This is a genomic window from Nocardiopsis valliformis DSM 45023 (assembly GCF_000340985.1).
GTDB lineage: Bacteria > Actinomycetota > Actinomycetes > Streptosporangiales > Streptosporangiaceae > Nocardiopsis > Nocardiopsis exhalans.
In genome coordinates, this window is the sequence record NZ_ANAZ01000020.1 from 1 (window position 1) to 19,050 (window position 19,050).

Annotated in this window: 17 protein-coding genes; 10 read left to right on the forward strand and 7 right to left on the reverse strand. The window is 70.4% G+C overall.

Annotated features, from left to right (window positions below; genetic code table 11):
• Window positions 1-465 precede the first annotated feature (465 nt).
• Window positions 466-1,158, reverse strand: a complete 693-nt coding sequence (locus D457_RS0119725; protein ID WP_239646162.1) for a TetR/AcrR family transcriptional regulator — start codon at window positions 1,156-1,158, stop codon at window positions 466-468.
• Between the two features lie 87 nt (window positions 1,159-1,245).
• On the opposite strand from D457_RS0119725, the gene D457_RS0119730 reads away from it, so the two are divergent.
• From D457_RS0119730 to D457_RS0119740, 3 genes are all read left to right on the forward strand, one after another.
• Entirely contained in the window at window positions 1,246-2,001 is a 756-nt protein-coding gene (locus tag D457_RS0119730; protein WP_017582400.1) for an NAD(P)-dependent oxidoreductase, read from the forward strand.
• 116 nt (window positions 2,002-2,117) lie between these two features.
• Window positions 2,118-3,290 (forward strand): DUF418 domain-containing protein, encoded by a 1,173-nt coding sequence (locus D457_RS0119735; protein ID WP_039831573.1) that lies wholly within the window; start codon window positions 2,118-2,120, stop codon window positions 3,288-3,290.
• Window positions 3,291-3,509: 219 nt separating this feature from the next.
• Entirely contained in the window at window positions 3,510-5,663 is a 2,154-nt protein-coding gene (locus D457_RS0119740) for a HelD family protein (RefSeq protein WP_017582402.1), read from the forward strand.
• A gap of 46 nt (window positions 5,664-5,709) precedes the next feature.
• Here the strand turns inward: D457_RS0119740 and D457_RS0119745 are convergent, their stop codons facing one another.
• Together D457_RS0119745 and D457_RS36675 are read right to left on the reverse strand one after the other, a co-directional pair.
• The gene (locus D457_RS0119745; RefSeq protein ID WP_017582403.1) at window positions 5,710-6,102 is read right to left on the reverse strand and encodes a type II toxin-antitoxin system HicB family antitoxin; all 393 of its coding nucleotides are present in this window, start codon (window positions 6,100-6,102) and stop codon (window positions 5,710-5,712) included.
• Window positions 6,103-6,573: 471 nt separating this feature from the next.
• Window positions 6,574-6,774, reverse strand: coding sequence for a hypothetical protein (locus D457_RS36675; protein ID WP_017582405.1), 201 nt, complete (start codon window positions 6,772-6,774; stop codon window positions 6,574-6,576).
• A gap of 36 nt (window positions 6,775-6,810) precedes the next feature.
• On the opposite strand from D457_RS36675, the gene D457_RS32970 reads away from it, so the two are divergent.
• The gene (locus tag D457_RS32970) at window positions 6,811-7,422 is read left to right on the forward strand and encodes a hypothetical protein (RefSeq protein ID WP_017582406.1); all 612 of its coding nucleotides are present in this window, start codon (window positions 6,811-6,813) and stop codon (window positions 7,420-7,422) included.
• 143 nt (window positions 7,423-7,565) lie between these two features.
• On the opposite strand, the gene D457_RS0119760 is transcribed toward D457_RS32970, so the two are convergent.
• Window positions 7,566-8,294, reverse strand: coding sequence for a hypothetical protein (locus tag D457_RS0119760; protein WP_017582407.1), 729 nt, complete (start codon window positions 8,292-8,294; stop codon window positions 7,566-7,568).
• A 267-nt stretch (window positions 8,295-8,561) separates the two neighbouring features.
• Between D457_RS0119760 and D457_RS0119765 the strand changes: the two genes are divergently transcribed.
• On the forward strand, window positions 8,562-9,464 hold the full coding sequence (locus D457_RS0119765) for a universal stress protein (RefSeq protein WP_017582408.1): 903 nt from the start codon (window positions 8,562-8,564) through the stop codon (window positions 9,462-9,464).
• A gap of 30 nt (window positions 9,465-9,494) precedes the next feature.
• Here the strand turns inward: D457_RS0119765 and D457_RS0119770 are convergent, their stop codons facing one another.
• Window positions 9,495-9,899 carry a MerR family transcriptional regulator gene (locus tag D457_RS0119770; protein WP_017582409.1) on the reverse strand — a complete coding sequence of 135 codons (405 nt, stop codon included), beginning with the start codon at window positions 9,897-9,899 and terminating at the stop codon, window positions 9,495-9,497.
• A gap of 65 nt (window positions 9,900-9,964) precedes the next feature.
• Between D457_RS0119770 and D457_RS0119775 the strand changes: the two genes are divergently transcribed.
• The gene (locus tag D457_RS0119775) at window positions 9,965-11,221 is read left to right on the forward strand and encodes an MFS transporter (protein WP_026116823.1); all 1,257 of its coding nucleotides are present in this window, start codon (window positions 9,965-9,967) and stop codon (window positions 11,219-11,221) included.
• Between the two features lie 4 nt (window positions 11,222-11,225).
• Here D457_RS0119775 and D457_RS0119780 read toward each other — a convergent pair whose 3' ends face one another.
• Together D457_RS0119780 and D457_RS32975 are read right to left on the reverse strand one after the other, a co-directional pair.
• A complete protein-coding gene (locus D457_RS0119780) occupies window positions 11,226-12,695 on the reverse strand; it encodes an NADH-quinone oxidoreductase subunit NuoF family protein (RefSeq protein ID WP_017582411.1) in 1,470 nt (489 codons plus the stop codon).
• A gap of 2 nt (window positions 12,696-12,697) precedes the next feature.
• The gene (locus tag D457_RS32975) at window positions 12,698-13,357 is read right to left on the reverse strand and encodes a hypothetical protein (RefSeq protein WP_152514294.1); all 660 of its coding nucleotides are present in this window, start codon (window positions 13,355-13,357) and stop codon (window positions 12,698-12,700) included.
• A 528-nt stretch (window positions 13,358-13,885) separates the two neighbouring features.
• On the opposite strand from D457_RS32975, the gene D457_RS32980 reads away from it, so the two are divergent.
• From D457_RS32980 to D457_RS0119805, 4 genes are all read left to right on the forward strand, one after another.
• A complete protein-coding gene (locus D457_RS32980; protein WP_083926811.1) occupies window positions 13,886-14,584 on the forward strand; it encodes a COG4315 family predicted lipoprotein in 699 nt (232 codons plus the stop codon).
• Window positions 14,585-14,587: 3 nt separating this feature from the next.
• A complete protein-coding gene (locus D457_RS0119795; protein ID WP_017582414.1) occupies window positions 14,588-15,262 on the forward strand; it encodes a DUF4142 domain-containing protein in 675 nt (224 codons plus the stop codon).
• Window positions 15,263-15,445: 183 nt separating this feature from the next.
• Window positions 15,446-16,669, forward strand: a complete 1,224-nt coding sequence (locus D457_RS32985; RefSeq protein WP_051072974.1) for a DUF1996 domain-containing protein — start codon at window positions 15,446-15,448, stop codon at window positions 16,667-16,669.
• A gap of 406 nt (window positions 16,670-17,075) precedes the next feature.
• Window positions 17,076-18,884, forward strand: a complete 1,809-nt coding sequence (locus D457_RS0119805) for a phosphoenolpyruvate carboxykinase (GTP) (protein WP_026116824.1) — start codon at window positions 17,076-17,078, stop codon at window positions 18,882-18,884.
• The last annotated feature ends 166 nt before the right edge of the window (window positions 18,885-19,050 follow it).

Here is a 19,050-nt window from a genome sequence, read left to right on the forward strand (position 1 = left end):
ACCACGAAACCCGAGGGCGCTGATTTCGCTTCTGGTAGCAAGATCATTTTCGAAACAGGGGCCGAAACCGTGCTCAGGGGTCTCGCGGGCCGCTGTTGCTGTTCGCCGGTACGGGTGACCGGCCGCGACACGCGGCCCGGTCCGCGCAGGCCTCGGGAGCCTGTTACCTTCGCTGCCGCTTTTCGTTGCCCGCCTTGACCGGCCGCGACACGCGATCCGTTCCGCTCCGGCCTGGGGAAGACATCGGCCGAAGGTCGAGGTAGTTGGGGTTGGGCCCCGACCACTCCTGCCCCGTTTCCCGATAGCCGCCCACCACCGTCGCAGCGAAGCGGGTCAAGGTGGAGCGCCCCGATCCGGCGAAGCCACGACGGCGACGACCTTGACGCGCGCAGCGCAGACGGCCACCATCAAGCGGCGGGAAACGGGGTGCCTTACCCCTGATTCGGTGACCTGCGGGGAGCTGCCTCAGTCCCCGTTTTCAAGGGCTGATCCACCCGGTTGGGTCCGGTCGGCGTGGATGGCGTCGAGTAGCAGGGTCAGCCCGTACTCGAACTCACGGTCGAAGTCGTATCCGACCTCCTGGGACCGCACGCGGACGAGTTCGGCGAGGTTCGGCAGGCCCTCCGCGAGCGAGCTCTCCAGTACTCCGCCCGCGACCTCATTCATTTCTTCCGGTCCGTTGAAGGGCAGGCTCGACTCCTGGAGCACGAACCCGTAGAGGTAGCTGTCGATCACCGAGACGGCTCGTGCCGCCGTGGTGACGGAGAAGCCACCCTCCCGGAGTGCTCCCAGTGTGGCGTCGTGGTGGCGCAGGAGCGTGGGGCCGGGCTTCTTGCGGGAGTCGAGGAGGCCGATCGCCCACGGGTGGCGGAGCAGGGCGGACCGCAGAGAGGAGGTCCTGTCGCGCATGGCCTCCCGCCAGTCCGCCCGGGGGGTGGGCTTTGTTGCCTCCGCGAAGACCGCGTCGATCATCCCGTCCATGAGCGCATCCCTGTCGGCCACGTGGTTGTAGAGGGACATGGCCTTCACGTCCAGCCGGGCGGCGACCGCGCGCATGGTCACCCCGGGCGCCCCCTTCTCGTCCGCCAGTTCCACCGCAGCGCGGATCACGCGCTGCGGAGACAGGGGCTCCCGTTCGCTTGCTTCGTTCCGTCTCACCGAGCCCCCCAAAAAAGTCGCTCTTGCAGTCACTTACGTAGTAAGCCTATGGTTACTTACAATGTAAGTTGGACGGGAGGCAAGGTCATGAGTACCTCGGCAACACGCAGGGTCTGCGTCATCGGAGCCTCGGGCAAGCTCGGCCGTTACATGGTGCGGCACGCGCTCGACAGGGGTTGGGAGGTCGTGGGGGTCTGCCGGGAGCGCAGTGTGCCCAAACTCGCCGATCTCGCCGACCGGATGACGATCGTTCCCGGACCCACCAACGACCCCGAGGTCATCCGAAAGGCGGTCGCGGGTTGCGACGCCGTACTGACAGTGCTGGTGCCGTGGGGCGTCCAGCGGTACTCCTCCGGGACGGCCCAGGCGGTACTCGATCACGCCGAGCCCGGTGCCCGCCTGGTCTTCTCCTGCGGCTGGCACATCTCCCGGGACGGCAGGGACCGGTACCCCTGGAAGTTCAGGATGATGGTCCGCGTCATGACGCCCCTGGCCCGGCTCGCGCGTGTGGTCGACGTCAATGACCAGGTGGAAGCGTGCAGGCTCGTCTTCGCCAGTGACCGACGGTGGACCGTCGTACGGGGGAGCGACCTCGAAGAGGGCGACAGCCAGGGGCTCCCGGTGTGGAGCCGCCACGTAGGGGACCCGGTCCTGGCGAGCAACCTCACGCGCCGTGTGGACTTCGCTCTGTTCATGGTCGAAGCCCTCGACGATGAGTCACTGGTCCGAGAAGCGCCCGCGATCGTCGGCTGTCTCACACCCAGCGCACTGTCGCACTCCGCGGCCGGGGCGGGTGGAGGGCCCTCCGGTCACGAGACCGACCGGCCTGGCGAAGCGTCATGACCGGGCGCCGGGAACACGCGGGGCCCGCCGGCGACCCGGTCCCGTCCCCCGTAGCGATCACGGAATGCGTTGCGGACGACCCCGAGCGACCCCCTCAGCAGGACCGGCGCGCCCTCGTGCCCGACCTCGCCCGCGGGTTCATGCTCCTGTTCATCGCCCTGGCGAACGTGTCCTGGTACCTCTACGGAGCGCCCACATCCTCGGTCGCCGCGCACCCCACCGACGCGGAAGGGCTCGACGCCCTGTGGCAGACCGCCGCCATGGTCGCTGTCGACGGACGCAGTTACCCCCTGTTCGCCTTCCTCTTCGGCTACGGCATCTGGCAGGCGTACTCGAGGCACCGCGTGCTTGGGCACGACGTCGGCGCCGTGCGAGGAACCCTCCAGGCGAGGCATCTGTGGATGATCCTCTTCGGGGCCGCCCATGCGGCGCTCCTGTGGCACGGGGACGTCCTGGGCGCCTACGGGCTCATCGGTCTGCTCACGGTGTGGCTGTTCATCGAACGATCGGACCGGACCCTGGCGGTCTGGGTTGTCGTACTGGGTGCCCTTCTCGGCGTGCTGGCCGCGGTGTCCCTGCTGTGGGGTGCCGTGTTCGCGGAGTGGTCGGGCGGTACCGGTGAGGCGTTGGTACCGGAGTTCGCCGCGATCACGTCCTACTCCGAGTCGATCCTGCCGCGGCTGCTGACCTGGCTGCTGCTCACGGTTGGGCAGGGGGTCCTCGGGCTGGTGGTCCCCGTCGCCGTCCTGGTGGCGGTTTTGTGCGCACGGCACCGGGTTCTGGAGGCGCCGGAGCGTCACCGCCCGTTGCTGGCGGCGGTCGCGTTCGGCGGTATCAGTGTGGGATGGCTGGGCGCTCTCCCTTCGGTACTCGTCCACCACGGGATGTGGGACGCCCCCGAGTGGTCGCCGGCCGTGTTCAACGGGTTCACGGGCCTTTTCGCCGGGTTCGGGTACGTGTCCCTGATCGCCCTCCTCGTGAGTCGGAGGGCTGCTGCGAAACCTCCGGGTCGCATACTGGCGGGGATCAGCGCGATGGGCAGGCGATCCCTGTCCTGCTACCTCTTCCAGTCGGTGGCCTTCGCGCCGCTGCTGTGTGCCTGGGGGCTGGGCCTCGGCGGTGTCCTCACGCAGTGGCAGGCTGCGCTCCTCGCCGTGGCTGTATGGGCGGTCTCGCTGGTCTTGGCGGTCCTGTCCGAGCGTTCGGGCAGGCCCGGCCCGGCCGAGTCGCTGCTGCGTACGGTCTCCGGGAGGGGCAGGACCGGTACACGGGCACCGCGTGCCACCTGACGGCCCCGGGTCTCTCCCACCGCTGATCCTCGGGGCCCGGTGGAGAATGTTCCATCGCTGGGCTGCCCTTCGGGTAGGGTCGCAGATTCGGCACCACCGCCCTTCAGGGGCGTGGTGCGCGCTCATGGATCGGAACGAACCGGGCCTTCCAGGCGACCGGGGCGGGACCGCGCGCACGAGTGGAGCCTCTCCCTGTCCCGCCGACCCCGAGGTCCTCCCATGACCACGATCGATCCCACAACCCTGCCTGCCGACCCCGAACTCCTCGCCGAACGCGAAGCCCTGCATGCGGCTCGAGCGGCACTGCGCCGCATGCGCGAGGAGGTCGACGCCACCGAACTGCTCTTCGGTGACGCCGCCAAGGACAAGGTCACCGACGCCGCCCTGCGCCGCGGTCGTGAACGCCGCCTGGCCGCCCTTGCGGACATTCCCAGCGCGCCCCTGTACTTCGGGCGCCTGGACTTCGACCCCGGCACCGTCTTCCTGGAGGACGACGCGGGAGCCGAGGAACACAGCCAGGCAGACGACGGGCCTGACCGCATCAATATCGGCCGCCGCCACGTGCACGATGGCCGGGGAAAGCCCATGGTCTTGGACTGGCGCGCGCCGATCAGCGTCGCCTACTACCAGGCCTCACCGAGTGACCGCATGAAGGTTCAGGTCCGCCGCCGGTACGGGTTCGGGATGGTCGCCGGACCCCACGGGGAGCCCGAGTCCGTCCTCACCGCGTTCGAGGACGAGGATTTGATGATCGGCGAGGACTCTCCGGAGGCCTCCCTGGGCAGCGAGCTCCTCAACGCCGAGATCGAACGCCCGCGCACGGGCCCCATGCGCGACATCGTCGCCACCATCCAGCCCGAACAGGATGCCCTGGTCCGTGCCCCGCTGGAGACCACTTTGTGTGTCCAGGGAGCGCCCGGCACCGGGAAGACGGCGGTCGGCCTGCACCGCATCGCCTTTCTGCTCTACAGCGAACGCGAACGCCTCTCGCGTTCCGGTGTGGCGATCATCGGGCCCAACCGGTCCTTCCTGTCCTACATCCAGGACGTGCTCCCTGCCCTGGGCGAGGTCGACGTCCACCAGACCACCGTCCACGAGCTCCTCACCCGGGACCTGCCCGAGCGCATGCGCCCCTCGCAGGGGTGGGTGCGCCGGGTGGAGACCCCCGAGGCCGCGCGGACCAAGGGTTCTGCGGCGATGGCCGAGGTGCTCCGCCGCGACCTGTGGTCGCACCTGCGCGCGCCGGAGGAGACCGTGATGATTCGCCGGGGCTCTCGCCGCTGGCGCCTGTACCCGGAGGACGTGCGGCCCCTCCTTGAAGAGCTCGCCGAACGCGGTGTCGCCTATGGGTCCGGTCGGGAACTGCTCTCGCACCGGATGGCGCACGCGGTCCTCAGCCTGATGGAGGCCGAGGGCGAGGTCTGCGACGACCGCACCCACACCCAGGTCCGCCGGGACCCGGCGGTGCGCGCCGCGGTCACCGCCCTGTGGCCCAAGGTCGAACCGCTCAAACTCGTGCTCGGGCTGCTCACCGACCCCGAACGCCTGGCCCGCGCCGCCGAAGGGCTGCTCACCCCCGAGGAGCAGACGTCTCTGCTACTGCCGGGCAAACCGCGCGGCCCCAAATCGGCGAAGTGGTCCGAGGAGGACCTGGCCCTGGTAGACGAGGCCGCGGCGCTGATCGAACGCCCCTCCGGGCTAGGGCACGTGGTCCTCGACGAGGCCCAGGACCTGAGCCCGATGCAGTGCCGGGCGGTCGGGCGGCGCGCGGGATCGGGCTCGCTCACGGTGCTCGGCGACATCGCCCAGGGCACGAGCCCGTCGGCGGCCCGCAACTGGTCGACGCTGTTGGAACACCTGGGCAAGCCCACCGGCCGCCTGCACGTCCTGGACCGGGGCTACCGGGTCCCGGCGCAGATCATCGACTTCGCCGCCCGACTCCTGCCCACGATCGCCCCGGGGTTGGGTGCTCCCGTCGCAGTACGCCGCTCGCCGGGTGCACTCCAGCTGGTCCCGGCGGCCGAGCAGATCGCCCCGGCCCTGGCCGAGGCCTGCCGGGCCGCGCTCAAGGGCGAGGGTTCGGTGGGCCTGATCGCCGCCGACCACCAGCTGCCCGCCCTGCGCACGGCCCTGACCGCCGAGGGTGTGGACGCCCCGCTGCTGGGCGAGACCGGCATGGACAGCGCCCGCCTGGTGGCGGTCCCGGCCAGCCTGGCCAAGGGCCTGGAGTTCGACGCCGTGGTGGTGGCCGAGCCCGCCGCCATCGTCGAGGCCGAGGAGCGCGGCAGCAACCGCCTCTACGTGGTCCTCACCCGAGCGGTGAGTTCGCTGCACGTCGTCCACACCCGACCCCTGCCCGCCGAACTCACCTGACCCTGGACCTCGTGCCGTTGAGCCTTGAGAGCTCGCGGCACGAAGGTCAGACGGCAGTTCGGGTGGCTGACGAGATTTGGGAGATTCGTTGGTGGGAGATGCCCAGGAGCAGGGCGGCGTCCCGCTGGCTGGCTCCAGCGTCCAACAGGGCCGAGACGGCTCTACCGAGGGCCTCTCGTTCTCGTTCGACGGCCTGAGTCTTGGCTTCCCTGGCCTCGCGTGCCTCGGAGAGCTGATCCTCCACGCCTTGTACGTGAAGTGAGATGGTGACGTTCTCGATCGGGGCGCCGAGAACCCCGGCGACGGCGTCTCGCGCCATCTCCTCGGTCTCGCCCAGAGTGTGCCCGAAGGTATGGATACGCAGGTCGGGTACGTCTACGGACCAAGCTCTGCCGTCCCGCTCGCACCAGGCCTCGTAGTGGTGTCGTTCCCCGGTCACAGGTTCTCGACCTCCTTGATGGTCTTCCGCGCGGTCAGCTCGGGTATGTCAGCGTGGCGCCTCACCGCGAACTGGAGTTCCCCCCACGCGGTAGATGTCGTGTTTGCCGCCCCGACGGACGAAGTCCAGTGTCAGGCCCTTCAGTTCTGCTGCGTCCCTGATGCGCTTCAGTAGTTCTCGCCTCTTCACGGAGAGTAATTCTATTTTACTAGACGAGAGTCGGCTAGGTAAGTAGACAATTGCTGCCCTTCTGTAGACGAGGCCGGATGCCTCCTCGGTCCTGGGGGTTCGGGCCGTTTGCGGACAAGGTGTGTGAAACCCCGGGGCGGCCTCCCACGTCGGACTCGGTGCGGACGGACAGTCGAAGGGGAGGAACAGCATGAGGGGAGTCGTCCTTGACGACCTACGGGGCCCGGTCGGGACCGGGGACCACGGGTTCGATCAGCCGGTGCGGCGCGGGCCTGCGCCGAACTACTCGAAGCCCGGGAACTGGTCCAGCACCCGCACCACCGCGAGGTACTCAACACCCGGCGCCTGCTCGCCCACCACCGGACCGAGGCCGGGGACCTGCTCGCCGCCGAACGCGACTACGAGGCGCTCCTGCCCGATCTGGAGCGCTACCTGTCCGCCGACCACCGCCTCACTCTGCGGGCCAGGGTCGGTCGCGCACACCTGCTGTTCCTGCTGGGCGAGACCGACGCCTCCCGGGTGGAGGTGGAAGGGGCGATCGAGGACCTGGAGCGGGTGCTGGGCGCCGACCACGAGACCACCGTGGAAGCGCGCTTCCTGATCGCCGCGACCCGGGTCACCGTCGGCGACCTGGACGGTGTGGTCGCCGAGGCCGAGGACCTGCTGCCCGAGCTGAGCCGCCGCCACGGGGACGACCACCACACGACCCTCTTCGCCCGAGCGCACGTCCTGGAGGCACGGGGAGACAGCGAAGCGATCGCGGTCTACGAGAGGTTGTGCAAGCTCTGGACCCGGGTGCTGGGCCCCACCCATCCGAACGTACTGCTGGTGCGGCTGCGCCTGGCCACCGAGGGCGACCTCGAGGGGGAGGAGGGCCGGCTGCACCTAACCGAGCTCTTCGAGGAGTTCCGCTGGGCGCTGGGGCCGACCCACGGGCTGACCGTCATGTTCCGGGCTCTGCTCATCACCCTGCGCTCGGACGAGGCCACCGCCCTGGCCGAACTCGGCGAGCTGTACCGCGCGTGCGTGTTGACCCTGGGAACCGAAGCTCTGGGCACCCGTGCCGCCTTGGAGGCCTACACCGAGTGGCGCGGGTTCGTGCTGGGCGATGAGGAGCGCCGGTCCGCTTGAGCACCGACGAATCCGTCCTCCGAACCCCGAGGTCCCGGGTCCCGAACCCCCGAACGCCGGATCCCCGAACGCCGGGCCCCCGGGTTCCGGAACCCCGGAGGCCCAAGCATCGTGCCCTGCCTCCCCGCCCCCTCGGACACGGCTCAGCCGGCCGAGTGCGGGGCGGAGAAGGACCGGTGGCGGCGCTTCCACTGGCCGGGCACCAAGCCCACGGCCAGCAGCCACAGCGCCACGGTGACCAGGTGGAAGCGTTCGGCCAGACCGAGCGCGACCCCGGGCGAGCCGTCACCGGAGGCGGCGTACACCATGCCGGCCAGCACCAGGACGATCACCGTGGCCACCGCCTGGGCCGCGGTGATCAGGGCCAGTACCGGCCAGGCGCGCTCCCCGGCCTCGTACCGGTCCCAGGTCAGCGCGGCGCAGGCCAGCAGCGCGGACAGGGCGGCCACCACCGCGAGGACCGGCTGCGCGACCGTCGCGCCCTGGACCCCCTCCACCATCGACTCCACCGTGCACGCGGCGTCCGTGGAGACCACGCAGCGGCCGGGCAGGAGGGAGGCGGCGAGCGAGGCGGCACCGAACACCGCCATGGACCACCAGGAGAAGGTCAGCCGGCGGCGGGGGCGCCTGGCCCCCAGGGTCAGGCCCAGCCCGGCGGCCAACACCACGAGGATCGCGGCGGTCCGGTGTGCGCTGTCCAGGAACTGGCCGAAGGGGGACTGGGGGTCGGCGAGGGCTCCGGTGGGCGTGCCGGGGCCGACGGGCAGGATGATCTCCAGGGTCCACAGGCTGTAGACGAGGGCGGCGACAACGGCGGCCACCCGGCCGTCCCGGTAGTCCCAGTGCAGTTTCGCGGTGTTTGAGTTAGGCATCGCGCCCCCAGTCTCCGCTGATGACTCGGCTATGTCTCTCGGACGCACCGACGCGCCCGCACGTTCCGTCCGCACCGGAACACCGGGTGTTCGGAGCACTGGTCGTTTCCGGGAAACCGCTCGTTCTGGGACCCTACGTCAGCCAACTCGCGGCGGCACTGTTATCCACGGGTGTGTGTTCGCGCGGCATCATCGTGGAACACCACGGGAGACCGGCCGACAGGTCCGGCTACCGCGCGGAAATCGACGACCGGAAGGGCGCACGTGATGAACGGCGCAGCCACGACACGATGGGTGGTCGTGGGGGTGGACGGCACCGACTCCAGCAGGCACGCCCTGGAGTGGTCCGCGCACCAGGCCACGCTGCGCGGCCTCGGGGTGCGGATCGTCGCCGCGGCCAGCCCGCTGGCCACGGAGAGCTTCGGTGCCTGGGGCGGGGCGGAGGAACGCTCGGACGACAGCCCCGGGGCGGGGGCCCGGAGGCTCCTGGACCACGCCCATGATTGGACGGTCCGCCTGTTCCCCGAGCTCGCGGTCCAGACCCGGCTGTCCTTCGACCGCCCGGCGGAGGCACTCATCACCGAGGCTGGTTCGTCCGGCACCGTCGCCGTGGTGGTGGGCTCGCGTGGACTGAGCGGGATCGCCGCCGCCTTCGTGGGGTCGGTCGGCATCGAACTGGCCGCCCGCGCCCCGGTGCCGGTGATCGTGCTGCCCAGGGACCACGCCTCGGCGCACGGGGTCCGCAGCCGGGTGATCGTGGGGGTGGACGGTTCCGAACCCAGCCGCCGCGCCCTGGAGTTCGCCTTCTCCCAGGCCGAGTTCGCCGACACCGACCTGGTCGCGGTGAGCGCTTGGCAGCCCCTGGTGGCCTTCGCGGCGGCCACCGGCCCGATCCCGCCGGAGCTGTTCGACGACGCCACCGCCGCCGAGGCCGCCCGCCACGCCCTGGATGAGGAGCTCACCGACCTGCGCCTGCTCCGCCCCAACGTCCGCGTGCACACGAGGGTGGTGCGCGCGCACCCGGTGGTCGCTCTCCTGGAGGAGGCTACCTCCGCCGACCTCATCGTGGTGGGCTCACGCGGCCGCGGCGGCTTCCGTGGCCTGCTGCTGGGGTCAGTGAGCCACTCGGTCCTGCACGGCGCCCGCGGCCCGGTCGCCATACTCCGCTGATTCCGGCGGTCCCGGATCGCTGATCCAGGGCTACGGGGCGGCGGTTGTCTTCTCCGGTACGGGGGCGCGTTCGGCGCGGACGGACCGGACGGCGTCGAGGTAGTCGGCGACCGCCGCGCGGTTGCGGGTCAGGCAGGCGATGCGGTTGTCCATCCGCTTCAGCTCACCCTCCAGGGCGGCCAGCATCTCGGGGGTGGCGTCGGTGAAGTGGATGACCCGGGGGCGGTCCAGACAGGGCAGGATCTGGCGGATCAGCCGGACCGGGAGCCCGGCGTCAAGCAGGCCCCGGATCTGGAGCACCCGGTCCACGAACTCCTCGCTGTAGGAGCGGTAGCCGTTGGCACACCGCTGCGGGGTGAACAGGCCCTGTTCCTCGTAGTACCGCAACAGGCGGCGCGGGGTTTTGGTACGCCGGGACAGTTCTCCGATGTGCATGTGACCGACCTCACTGGGCGTCTCTTTGACCCTCACACATGTGTGACCGTTCGAGCATACGCAGCATGCGAGACGACACTAGATCCTCTTCCCCGTCGGCGGTTCCGGATTCCGGTCAGCCCTCTGCGCAGGCTTCCTCCGGCGCCTCCCCAGGGCTTCCGCTCACCGCCCTGTTGGCCTTGGCGACCGCCGTTTTCATCACGAGCCTCACCGAGACCCTGCCCGCCGGGCTGCTCCCCGCGATGAGCGCGGACCTGCGGGTCAGCGAGTCCGCGGCCGGGCAGACGGTGACGGTCTACGCGATCGGCACCGCCCTCACCGCGATCCCCCTGGCCGCCGCCACCGCCGGATGGCGGCGCAAACGCCTGCTGCTCGCCGCGATGGGCACGTTCGCGGTGGCCAACACGGTCACGGCGCTCTCCTGCGACCTGTTCCTCACCATGACCGCCCGCTTCGTCGCCGGGGTGGCCGCCGGGCTGGTCTGGGCGATGCTCGTGGGGTATGCCCGCCGCCTGGTCCCCGCGCACCTCCAGGGCCGGGCGATCGCCGTGGTCATGGCGGGCATCCCCGTTGCCCTCTCCCTGGGGGTTCCGGCGGGGACGGTGCTGGGCGCGCTGTTCGGCTGGCGGCTGGCCTTCCTGCTGATGACCGCGCTCACCCTGGCCCTGCTGGTGTGGATCCTCGCCCTGGTCCCGGACCGCCCCGGGCAGGGGCGGGGTGAGCGGCCCACCATCCGCCGCACCCTCGCGGTCCCCGGAGTGGTGCCGGTCTTGGCCGTCACTCTGGTGTTCGTGCTGGCCCACACGGTCCTGTACACGTACGTGGCGGCGTTCTTGGTGCGGGCCGGAATGGGCGACTCCGTGGACCGGGTGCTGTTGGTGTTCGGCGCGGCCTCGCTGCTGGGCATCTGGTTCGTGGGCGCGCGGATCGACCGCCACCTGCGGCCGCTAACCGTCGCGAGCGCCCTGCTGGTGGCGGTGGCCGCTGCCCTGCTGGGCGCCTTCTCCGGCACACCCGGGCTGGTCTACGCGGCCGCCGCCCTGTGGGGGCTCGGCTGGGGCGGGGTGCCCACCCTGCTGCAGACCGCGGTGGCCAACGCCGGGGGAGAGGCGGCCGAGACCGCCCAGGCCATCCTGGTCACCTTGTGGAACGCGGCCATGGCCGGCGGCGGGGTGGTCGGCGGTCTCCTGCTCGCCGGGCTCGGCTTCCTCGCCCTGCCCTGGAGCGTGGCGCTGCTGCTGGTCCCGGTACTGGTAGTGGTGCTCGTGGCCAGGGCGCACGGCTTCCCGAGCACGTCGCAGCGGGCCGAACCCGCTTCCTGAACCCTCAGCGGGCCGCGCCGGGTTCCGGGGCGCGGATCCGCAGGGCCAGGGCCGGGCACATCCGCACCGACAGCTCGGCGTCCCCTTCCAGAGGTCCGGGCACCGGGATGTCGGGCTCCTCGGGGAAGCCGTTGCGGTCCAGCTGGACCAGTCCGGGCAGCAGCTCGGCGCACAGGCCGTGCCCGTCGCAGCGGGACCAGTCCACGAGCAGGCGGGGGTGGACGGGGGTGTCGTATCCGTCCGGCAGTGGCAGCTCTCCCTTGACCGGCCGCGAACACCCTCCGGTCAGGGAGTGCGTGGACAGGTCCTCGGAGAACACCCGCAGGGCACTGCGGGCGAACACGGCGCTGCCGTCCGGGTGCGCGCACGCGCCCTTGCCCTCGCCGATCCCGGCCGCGACCAGCACGTCCTCCGGACTGCCCTCCCCGCTGAGCAGCCGCACGAAGGAGTCGGTCAGGGCGGGCATCCCGCGCACGCACGGGCCGCATTGGCCCGAGCTCTCCCTGGCCAGGTAGCGCAGCACCCGTGCGGTCTCGCCCAGCGGACAGGTGTCGCCGGTGACCGGCAGGACGATCCCGGCTCCCAAGGTGCCGCCGACCTCGCTCATCCCGTCCCGGGACAGGCGGGCGCGGGGCATCTCCTCCGCGGACAGCCACGCCCCGTGGTAGCCGCCGACCAGAACTGCGCGGGCCGAGGACAGTCCGCAGGCCGACAGCAGCCGGGACAGGCGGGTCCCGGCTGCCGTCTCCACGACGGTGTCCCCGCTCACCGAGAGCAGGACGGTCCCCGGCTGGCTCGCGCATCCCTCCTCTGCGTAGCGGTCCGCCCCGCCGATGGCCAGCACCGCCAGCTGGGCGTAGGTCTCGGCGTTCGACAGCAGGGTCGGCAGCCCGGCCACCCCGGACTCGCTGGTCCGGCGCGGCGTGCCCGGGGGCAGCGGTACCCGGCCGTTGATGCCTTGCACGAGTGCGCCCGCCTGCCCGGAGACGAACCGGTCCGGCATCCGCACCACACGAAAGACGGTCCCGGAACCGCGCTCGTCCACGGCGGAGCGCAGCGAGTCCAGTACTGGGTCGGCGGCCCGGGAGCCCTCGTCAGCCACGCCGATGACCACTTCGGGGGAGCCGAGGGCCCGGGCGGCCAGTTCGGCCCCGTCCAGGACCAGGTGCGGCGCCCGGGTGAGGAGCATCCGGTCCTTGACACTGCCGGGTTCGCCCTCGGTGCCGTTGACCACCACCCGGGCCGTGGAGTCGTGCCGCAGGACGGAGGTCTGTACGGCGCGGACCTTGCGCGCGAACGGGAAGCCCGCGCCGCCCCGCCCCCGCAGACTGCCCAGCCCGGCCAGGGTGATGAGGTCGTCGGCGCCCAGCTGGGGGAGGGGCCCGTGCAGGTCGCGGTGGGCGGTGTGGTCGACCCGGTGGTGCTGGTCGAGCCCGGCGGTGAGCCGCGGGGTTCCGAGGGTCAGGGTGCGCATGCTCAGCTCCGGGTGCGGATCGAGGACCAGAAGGCCAGTTCGTCATCGGTTTCGCCGCTGACGGGCACTGGTGAGAGGAGTTCGGTGTCGGCCCGGGCCTCGGCGGGTTCGGGGACCGGGCGGACCGTCACGACCAGGCGCACGACCAGCGCGGTGGCGACCGCGAACAGGCAGAGCAGATAGCAGACGAGCACCCAGCCCGGGGCGGCCCTACCGGCGGTGAGGCCGTGCACGATCGCCAGCGGCCAGCATAGGTAGGCGCTCAGGTGGACCGTCCGCCAGACCCAGGCGTAGCGGGTTCCGGCGAACCGGCCCCGGTACAGGCTGGTCACGACGACCACCAGGAGCAGGTCGGTGGCGATGATCCCGGCGGCCACGGCGGCGTCCACACCCAGGGGGAGCAGGAGTTGCGCAGGGCTGATCCGGGTGAAGGCCACCTGGAGCACCACGTGGGAGAGGAGGAAACCGCAGGAGACCAGGGCGACGGAGCGGTGGGCGGACTGCCACAGCACGCGCCGGCGCGGGGTGAGGACGAGCCGGTCGGCGCAGACCAGGCCCATGACCGCGGTGGCGGTCAGACCGACCAGGGCCAGCACCCCGGAGTAGGTCCAGAGCAGGTTCTGCAGGTGGCGGACGGCCCCCATGTGGTTCGGGGAGGTCACCGCCAGGAGGGTATTGGCCAGGAGCAGCCCGGCCAGGAACGACGCCCACAGCCAGGGGCGGTGCCGGCTGGCCGCGCGGGCCCCGAGCGGTCTGCGGGGTGTGGCGCGTTCGGGGCCCCACCGCCGGAGTGGTCCGGGGATCGGCGCTGGGCGGGAGCTGGGCGTGCTGCGGGGGCTACGTGTGCTGCGAGGGCTTCGGAACAAGGGAGGTCCGCCCTTCGGGCATGCGGGGGCACAGCGGGGGAGTGGGGGAGGTGCGCGGGGGATGAAACGGCACCTGGCGGCTGAACGTAGCACCGCCGACCGGGGGTGGGGAGACCCTTTGCGGATTTCTTTACTTTCGGTAGCCACAGGGGTATCCGTAGAAAACTTTTTTCACGCTGGTTATCGCAGATCACTCCCTTAGTACCAACGAGTAATGTCGAGGTTTCCCTGCGGGGCGGATTTTTCATGTGCATACTCTCCCCTATCTCCGAGTGGTCACGTTCGGGGAAAGGTCGGATAACTGAGCATTGATTGGGTGTGGTCATGAACCATTACTCGAAGAGTGTCACTGGGGCTGGACTGGCTGTGTTCTTGCTGGTCACCGCATGCTCTAATGGCGCCGAAGGTGAATGGGAAAGCACGGCGGAAGCCGGTGGTGGCTCCGGATCGAATGGTTACGGTGACGTAGGTTCCGAGGAATCTCACGGTGATCACGAAGTCGGAGCCAAAGGTCAGGCCTCCCTGGAAACCGCAGATGACGCCACTCTTGGAGAGGTGCTCACCGACGGCGACGGTAACGTTCTGTACCTGTTCACCGACGACGCGCCCGCGGAATCCACCTGCCTCGGCGGCTGCGCCGACAACTGGCCTCCGCTGCGCACGAGCGCGGACGCCGCCACCCCCGCGGAACTCGCCGAAGGGCTGTCCGCCGACCTCCTCGGCTCCATCCCCCGCGAGGACGGGGCTCCCCAGGTCACCTACAACGACTGGCCCCTGTACACCTACACGGGCGACGCCGCCCCGGGCGACACCAACGGCCAGGGCGTGGGCAGCGCCTGGTACGTCCTCGGCCCCCAGGGGCAGATCATCACCGACGCAGCCGCGTACTCGGCCCCCGCGGACGGCGGGGGTGCCGGAGGCGTCGAAGGAACCGGAAGCACAGGGGCCGCCGACGACCCCTACGGCGACGAGGGGGGCGGCTACGGAGGCGGCGACTACCGGCAGCACCCCGCCGGGAGCTGACCCGTGGACGCCCCGGACCGGCCCCGTCCCCCGCTCGGCCAGCGACTGCGCTGGCGGTCTCCCCGCTCGATCGAACTCCTGGGCGTGGTCGGTTTCGTCCTGGTCAGCACGCTGACCCTGGTCATGGTCGTGCCCAACGGCGCCACGAGCGCCTCCGGGATCTTCTGGAACGACTGGACCCAGACCGACTACGGACCGCTCGGCCCCGCCGACGTCAACGCGCTGGTCGCGGTTCGCCAGGCCGGCCTCTGGGAGATCCCCGTCGGCCAACAGGCCGTGGACCGCGCTCAGAGCGAAGTGGTCCGTGACGTGGGCGCGACCCTGGCCGAGGACCACCTGCTCATGGACGAGCAGGTACGCGAGATCGCCGCATTGCTCGACGTCCGCCTGCCCAGCACCCCCAACCGGGAACAGCAGCGCTGGATGGACGAGCTGTCCGGGCTCTCCGGAGCCGAGTGGGACCGGGCCTTCGCCAACCGCCTGCGCTACGCCCACGGCAACGTCCTCGAAGTGCTCGCCGAGGTCCGCGCGGGCACCCGGAACGAACTCGTCCGGACCTTCGTGCAGCACTGCATGCTCATGGTCATGCGCCACATCAGTCTGCTGGAGAGCACCGGACTGGTCGAGTACGAGTCCCTTCCCGAGCCCCGGCCGCCCGAACGGCGCCCGCGGCCCTGACTCGACGACGCTCCGACCGAACAGGGCCCCGTCCCGTCGAGGCCGGGGTCTCCCCGACTGCGGGGTACCCGTGCCACCCGTCCGCCCGCATCCCCCGAAAGGAGCACACCAGCAGTGTCCCGCGACCCGCGGTGCCCCCGCCGGTGCCGCGCGTCGCCATCGCACAGAAAGCCGTACGCAACCATGCGCGAACACCCCACACGACCGCCCCGAGGGCGGTCGAGCCCCCGCTCCCGAAAGATCACCGCCGTCCTGGCCGCACTGGCCCTCGTTCTCGGCGGTGGCGCCATCGCCACCGCCGCCAACGGGGAACTGGGCACCGGCAGCCTGGTCGGTGCCTGGGAGGGTGACCACCGCAAGGACAAGGACAAGGGCAAGCACAAGGACCGGGGCAACCCGGAGGAGGGAGCCGAGGAGGGCACGGAGGAGAACCCCGAAGAGGGGGCCGAGGAGGCGCCGGAGGACGGCGACGAACACGGCGGTCACGGAGACGGCGAGCACGAGGACGAGCTGGTCATCGGGCCCTTCCCCGAGGACTTCGCCGACATCGAGGAGGCGCCCCTGCGCGACACCGGGCCCGGGTTCGGTGAGGCGGCCTCCACCGGCACCTTCACCGTCGACTGCGGGCGCAACGAGAACGGCTTGTTCAACTCCGAGAACGTGATCGTCGCCCCCGGAATCGAGCACGGCGCCCAGCACACCCACGACTACGTCGGCAACCAGGACGTCCAGCGCTTCACCGAGGACGTCGGCACCAACAACCAGATCCTGCTCCAGGGCGAGACCACCTGCCCGGACGGCGACCGCTCCATGCACTTCTGGCCGGTGCTGCGCGACACCACCGGCGAGGGCGAGGACGCCGACCAGTCCGGTGGCGGGCTCGACGGCAACCTCGGCGCGATCCTGACCCCCTCCCAGGTCCGGATCGAGTTCGTCGGCAATCCCCAGGGGCCGGTGGCGGCGATGCCGGAGTTCCTCCAGATCTTCACCGGCAACGCACGTGCCGCCACGGCGGAGGGAGTCAACGCCAACGCCCAGTGGACCTGCACCGGGTTCGAGGACCGGGCCTTCGGCGACCGGTACCCGCTCTGCCCCGAGGGCAGCGACGTCGTGCGGATCCTGGAGTTCCCCAGCTGTTGGAACGGCCGTGACTTCGAGAGCGAGGACAACCGCTCGCACATCGTCTTCCCCGAGGACGACGGCTCCTGCGCGGAGGGCTTCACCGCCGTCCCCAGGCTGATCCACACCCTCGTCTACGAGGTGCCCGACGGCCCCAACTTCGCCCTCGACGGCTTCCCGGAGCAGCGCCGGGCGCCCATCACGGACCACTCCGACCACATCAACGTGATGCCGGCCGACCTCATGGGCCGGATGGTCGAGTGCATCAACAGCGGACAGGACTGCTGAGGCGGCCTGAAGCCCTGGCCTCACCACTCCTGAAGCACGGTCCGAACCGCTATCCGAACCGCTGGCGAATCCGCAGGGCGTTGACCCGTGCCCCGGCAGAGGTCTAATCCGCCGGCCCCGGCACGCTGTGACTGTTGTGTGACGAACAGCACCGCGTGTTGGGGCTGGTGAGGCACTTGCCTGCGGTGCAGGGGAAAGTGGCTCCGAACAGTGGTGGAACACGTCCCCTCCAGGTACGTTTCGGCACGTTGGTGAACCACCTGAATCCCCTGCTGTGCAGCGGAATCATGCTCTCCAGCGGCACGCGTCTAGACCACTGGCCTAGACCAATTGGTCAGTTTCGGCACTCGTCGTTCATGATTCGAGGGATCTCGTCATTCGAAGAGGAGCCGTTGTGACTGCTGACGTGGGTACTGACGTGGGCGCCGCCCCGACCAACAACGAGGAGCTCATCTCCTGGGTTCGTGAGGTCGCGGAGCTCACCCAGCCGGACGAGGTCGTCTGGTGCGACGGTTCCGAGGAGGAGTGGACCCGCCTGACCGACGAGCTCGTCGCGCAGGGCACCTTCACCCGCCTCAACTCCGAGAAGCGCCCGAACAGCTTCTACTGCACATCGGACCCGACGGACGTCGCCCGGGTCGAGGACCGCACCTTCATCTGCTCTGAGCGTGAAGAGGACGCCGGACCCACCAACAACTGGATCGCCCCCGACGAGATGCGCGCCACCTTCGGCGAGGTCTTCAAGGGCTCCATGCGCGGCCGCACCATGTACGTCGTGCCCTTCTGCATGGGCCCGCTGGGCGGCGACATCTCCCAGCTCGGTGTCGAGATCACTGACTCCGCCTACGTCGTCGTCTCCATGCGCATCATGGCCCGCATGGGCTCGGCCGCCCTGCGCCTGATCGAGGAGCGCGGCGAGTTCGTCAAGGCCGTCCACTCCGTCGGCGCCCCCCTGGAGCCCGGCCAGCAGGACGTCGCCTGGCCCTGCAACTCCACCAAGTACATCTCGCACTTCCCCGAGACCCGCGAGATCTGGTCCTACGGCTCCGGCTACGGCGGCAACGCCCTGCTCGGCAAGAAGTGCTACGCGCTGCGCATCGCCTCGGTGATGGCCCGCGACGAGGGCTGGCTGGCCGAGCACATGCTCATCCTCAAGGTGACCTCGCCCGCGGGCAAGGCCCATTACGTCGCCGCCGCCTTCCCGAGCGCCTGCGGCAAGACCAACCTGGCCATGCTCCAGCCGACCATCCCCGGCTGGAAGGTCGAGACCGTCGGCGACGACATCGCCTGGATGCGCTTCGACGCCGACGGCCAGCTGCGCGCCATCAACCCCGAGGCCGGTTTCTTCGGTGTCGCCCCCGGCACCGGCGCCAAGACCAACGCCAACGCGGTGGAGACCCTCTGGGGCAACAGCATCTTCACCAACGTCGCGCTCACCGAGGACGGCGACGTCTGGTGGGAGGGCCTCACCGAGGAGGCGCCCGCCAACCTCACCGACTGGAAGGGCCGCCCCTGGACCCCCGAGTCTGGTGAGCCCGCCGCGCACCCGAACTCCCGCTTCACCACCCCGGCCGGCCAGGCGCCGACCATCGCCGACGAGTGGGAGGACCCCGCGGGCGTCCCGATCTCCGCGATCCTCTTCGGCGGCCGCCGCGCCACCGCGGTGCCGCTGGTATCGGAGTCCTTCAGCTGGCAGCACGGCGTCTACCTGGGCGCCAACGTCTCCTCCGAGAAGACCGCCGCCCAGGAGGGCTCGGTCGGCGAGCTGCGTCGCGACCCGTTCGCGATGCTGCCCTTCTGCGGCTACAACATGGGCGACTACTTCGCCCACTGGGTCAAGCTCGGCAAGCAGGCCGACGAGACCAAGCTGCCGAAGATCTTCTACGTCAACTGGTTCAAGAAGAACGCCGACGGCCAGATCGTGTGGCCCGGCTTCGGTGAGAACAGCCGCGTCATCAAGTGGATCGTCGACCGCCTGGAGGGTGAGGCCACCGCGGTGGAGACCCCCATCGGCTACCTGCCGACCGCCGACGGCATCGACACCGAGGGCCTGGACATCTCCGCCGAGGACATGGAGTTCGTCCTCGACGTGGACACCGACATCTGGAAGCAGGAGGCCGCCCTGGTCCCCGAGTTCTTCAAGACCTTCGGTGACAACCTGCCCAGCGAGCTCTGGGACGAGTACCACGCGCTGCTGAACCGCCTGGAGAAGTAACCTCCGGCGGAGTAGCCGTTCCGGTCGTCCCCACCTTTTCCGCGCAGGGGGACGGCTGACACCCGAGGGGGTGCGAGCACCACGGTGCCGCACCCCCTTTGTCGTGCCCGGGTACCGGGCCACCGGTATCTCCAGGGCCGATCCGGGATTGCCTTCCACCATGCTG

What these genes read in the sequence shown, in the direction of transcription:
- D457_RS0119730 (WP_017582400.1), top strand. Translation starts at nt 1,246, where the DNA reads ATGAGTACCTCGGCAACACGCAGGGTCTGCGTCATCGGAGCCTCGGGC.
- D457_RS0119740 (WP_017582402.1), top strand. Translation starts at nt 3,510, where the DNA reads ATGACCACGATCGATCCCACAACCCTGCCTGCCGACCCCGAACTCCTC.
- D457_RS0119760 (WP_017582407.1), bottom strand. Translation starts at nt 8,294, where the DNA reads ATGCCTAACTCAAACACCGCGAAACTGCACTGGGACTACCGGGACGGC.
- D457_RS0119765 (WP_017582408.1), top strand. Translation starts at nt 8,562, where the DNA reads ATGAACGGCGCAGCCACGACACGATGGGTGGTCGTGGGGGTGGACGGC.
- D457_RS0119770 (WP_017582409.1), bottom strand. Translation starts at nt 9,899, where the DNA reads ATGCACATCGGAGAACTGTCCCGGCGTACCAAAACCCCGCGCCGCCTG.
- D457_RS0119775 (WP_026116823.1), top strand. Translation starts at nt 9,965, where the DNA reads ATGCGAGACGACACTAGATCCTCTTCCCCGTCGGCGGTTCCGGATTCC.
- D457_RS0119780 (WP_017582411.1), bottom strand. Translation starts at nt 12,695, where the DNA reads ATGCGCACCCTGACCCTCGGAACCCCGCGGCTCACCGCCGGGCTCGAC.
- D457_RS32980 (WP_083926811.1), top strand. Translation starts at nt 13,886, where the DNA reads ATGAACCATTACTCGAAGAGTGTCACTGGGGCTGGACTGGCTGTGTTC.
- D457_RS32985 (WP_051072974.1), top strand. Translation starts at nt 15,446, where the DNA reads ATGCGCGAACACCCCACACGACCGCCCCGAGGGCGGTCGAGCCCCCGC.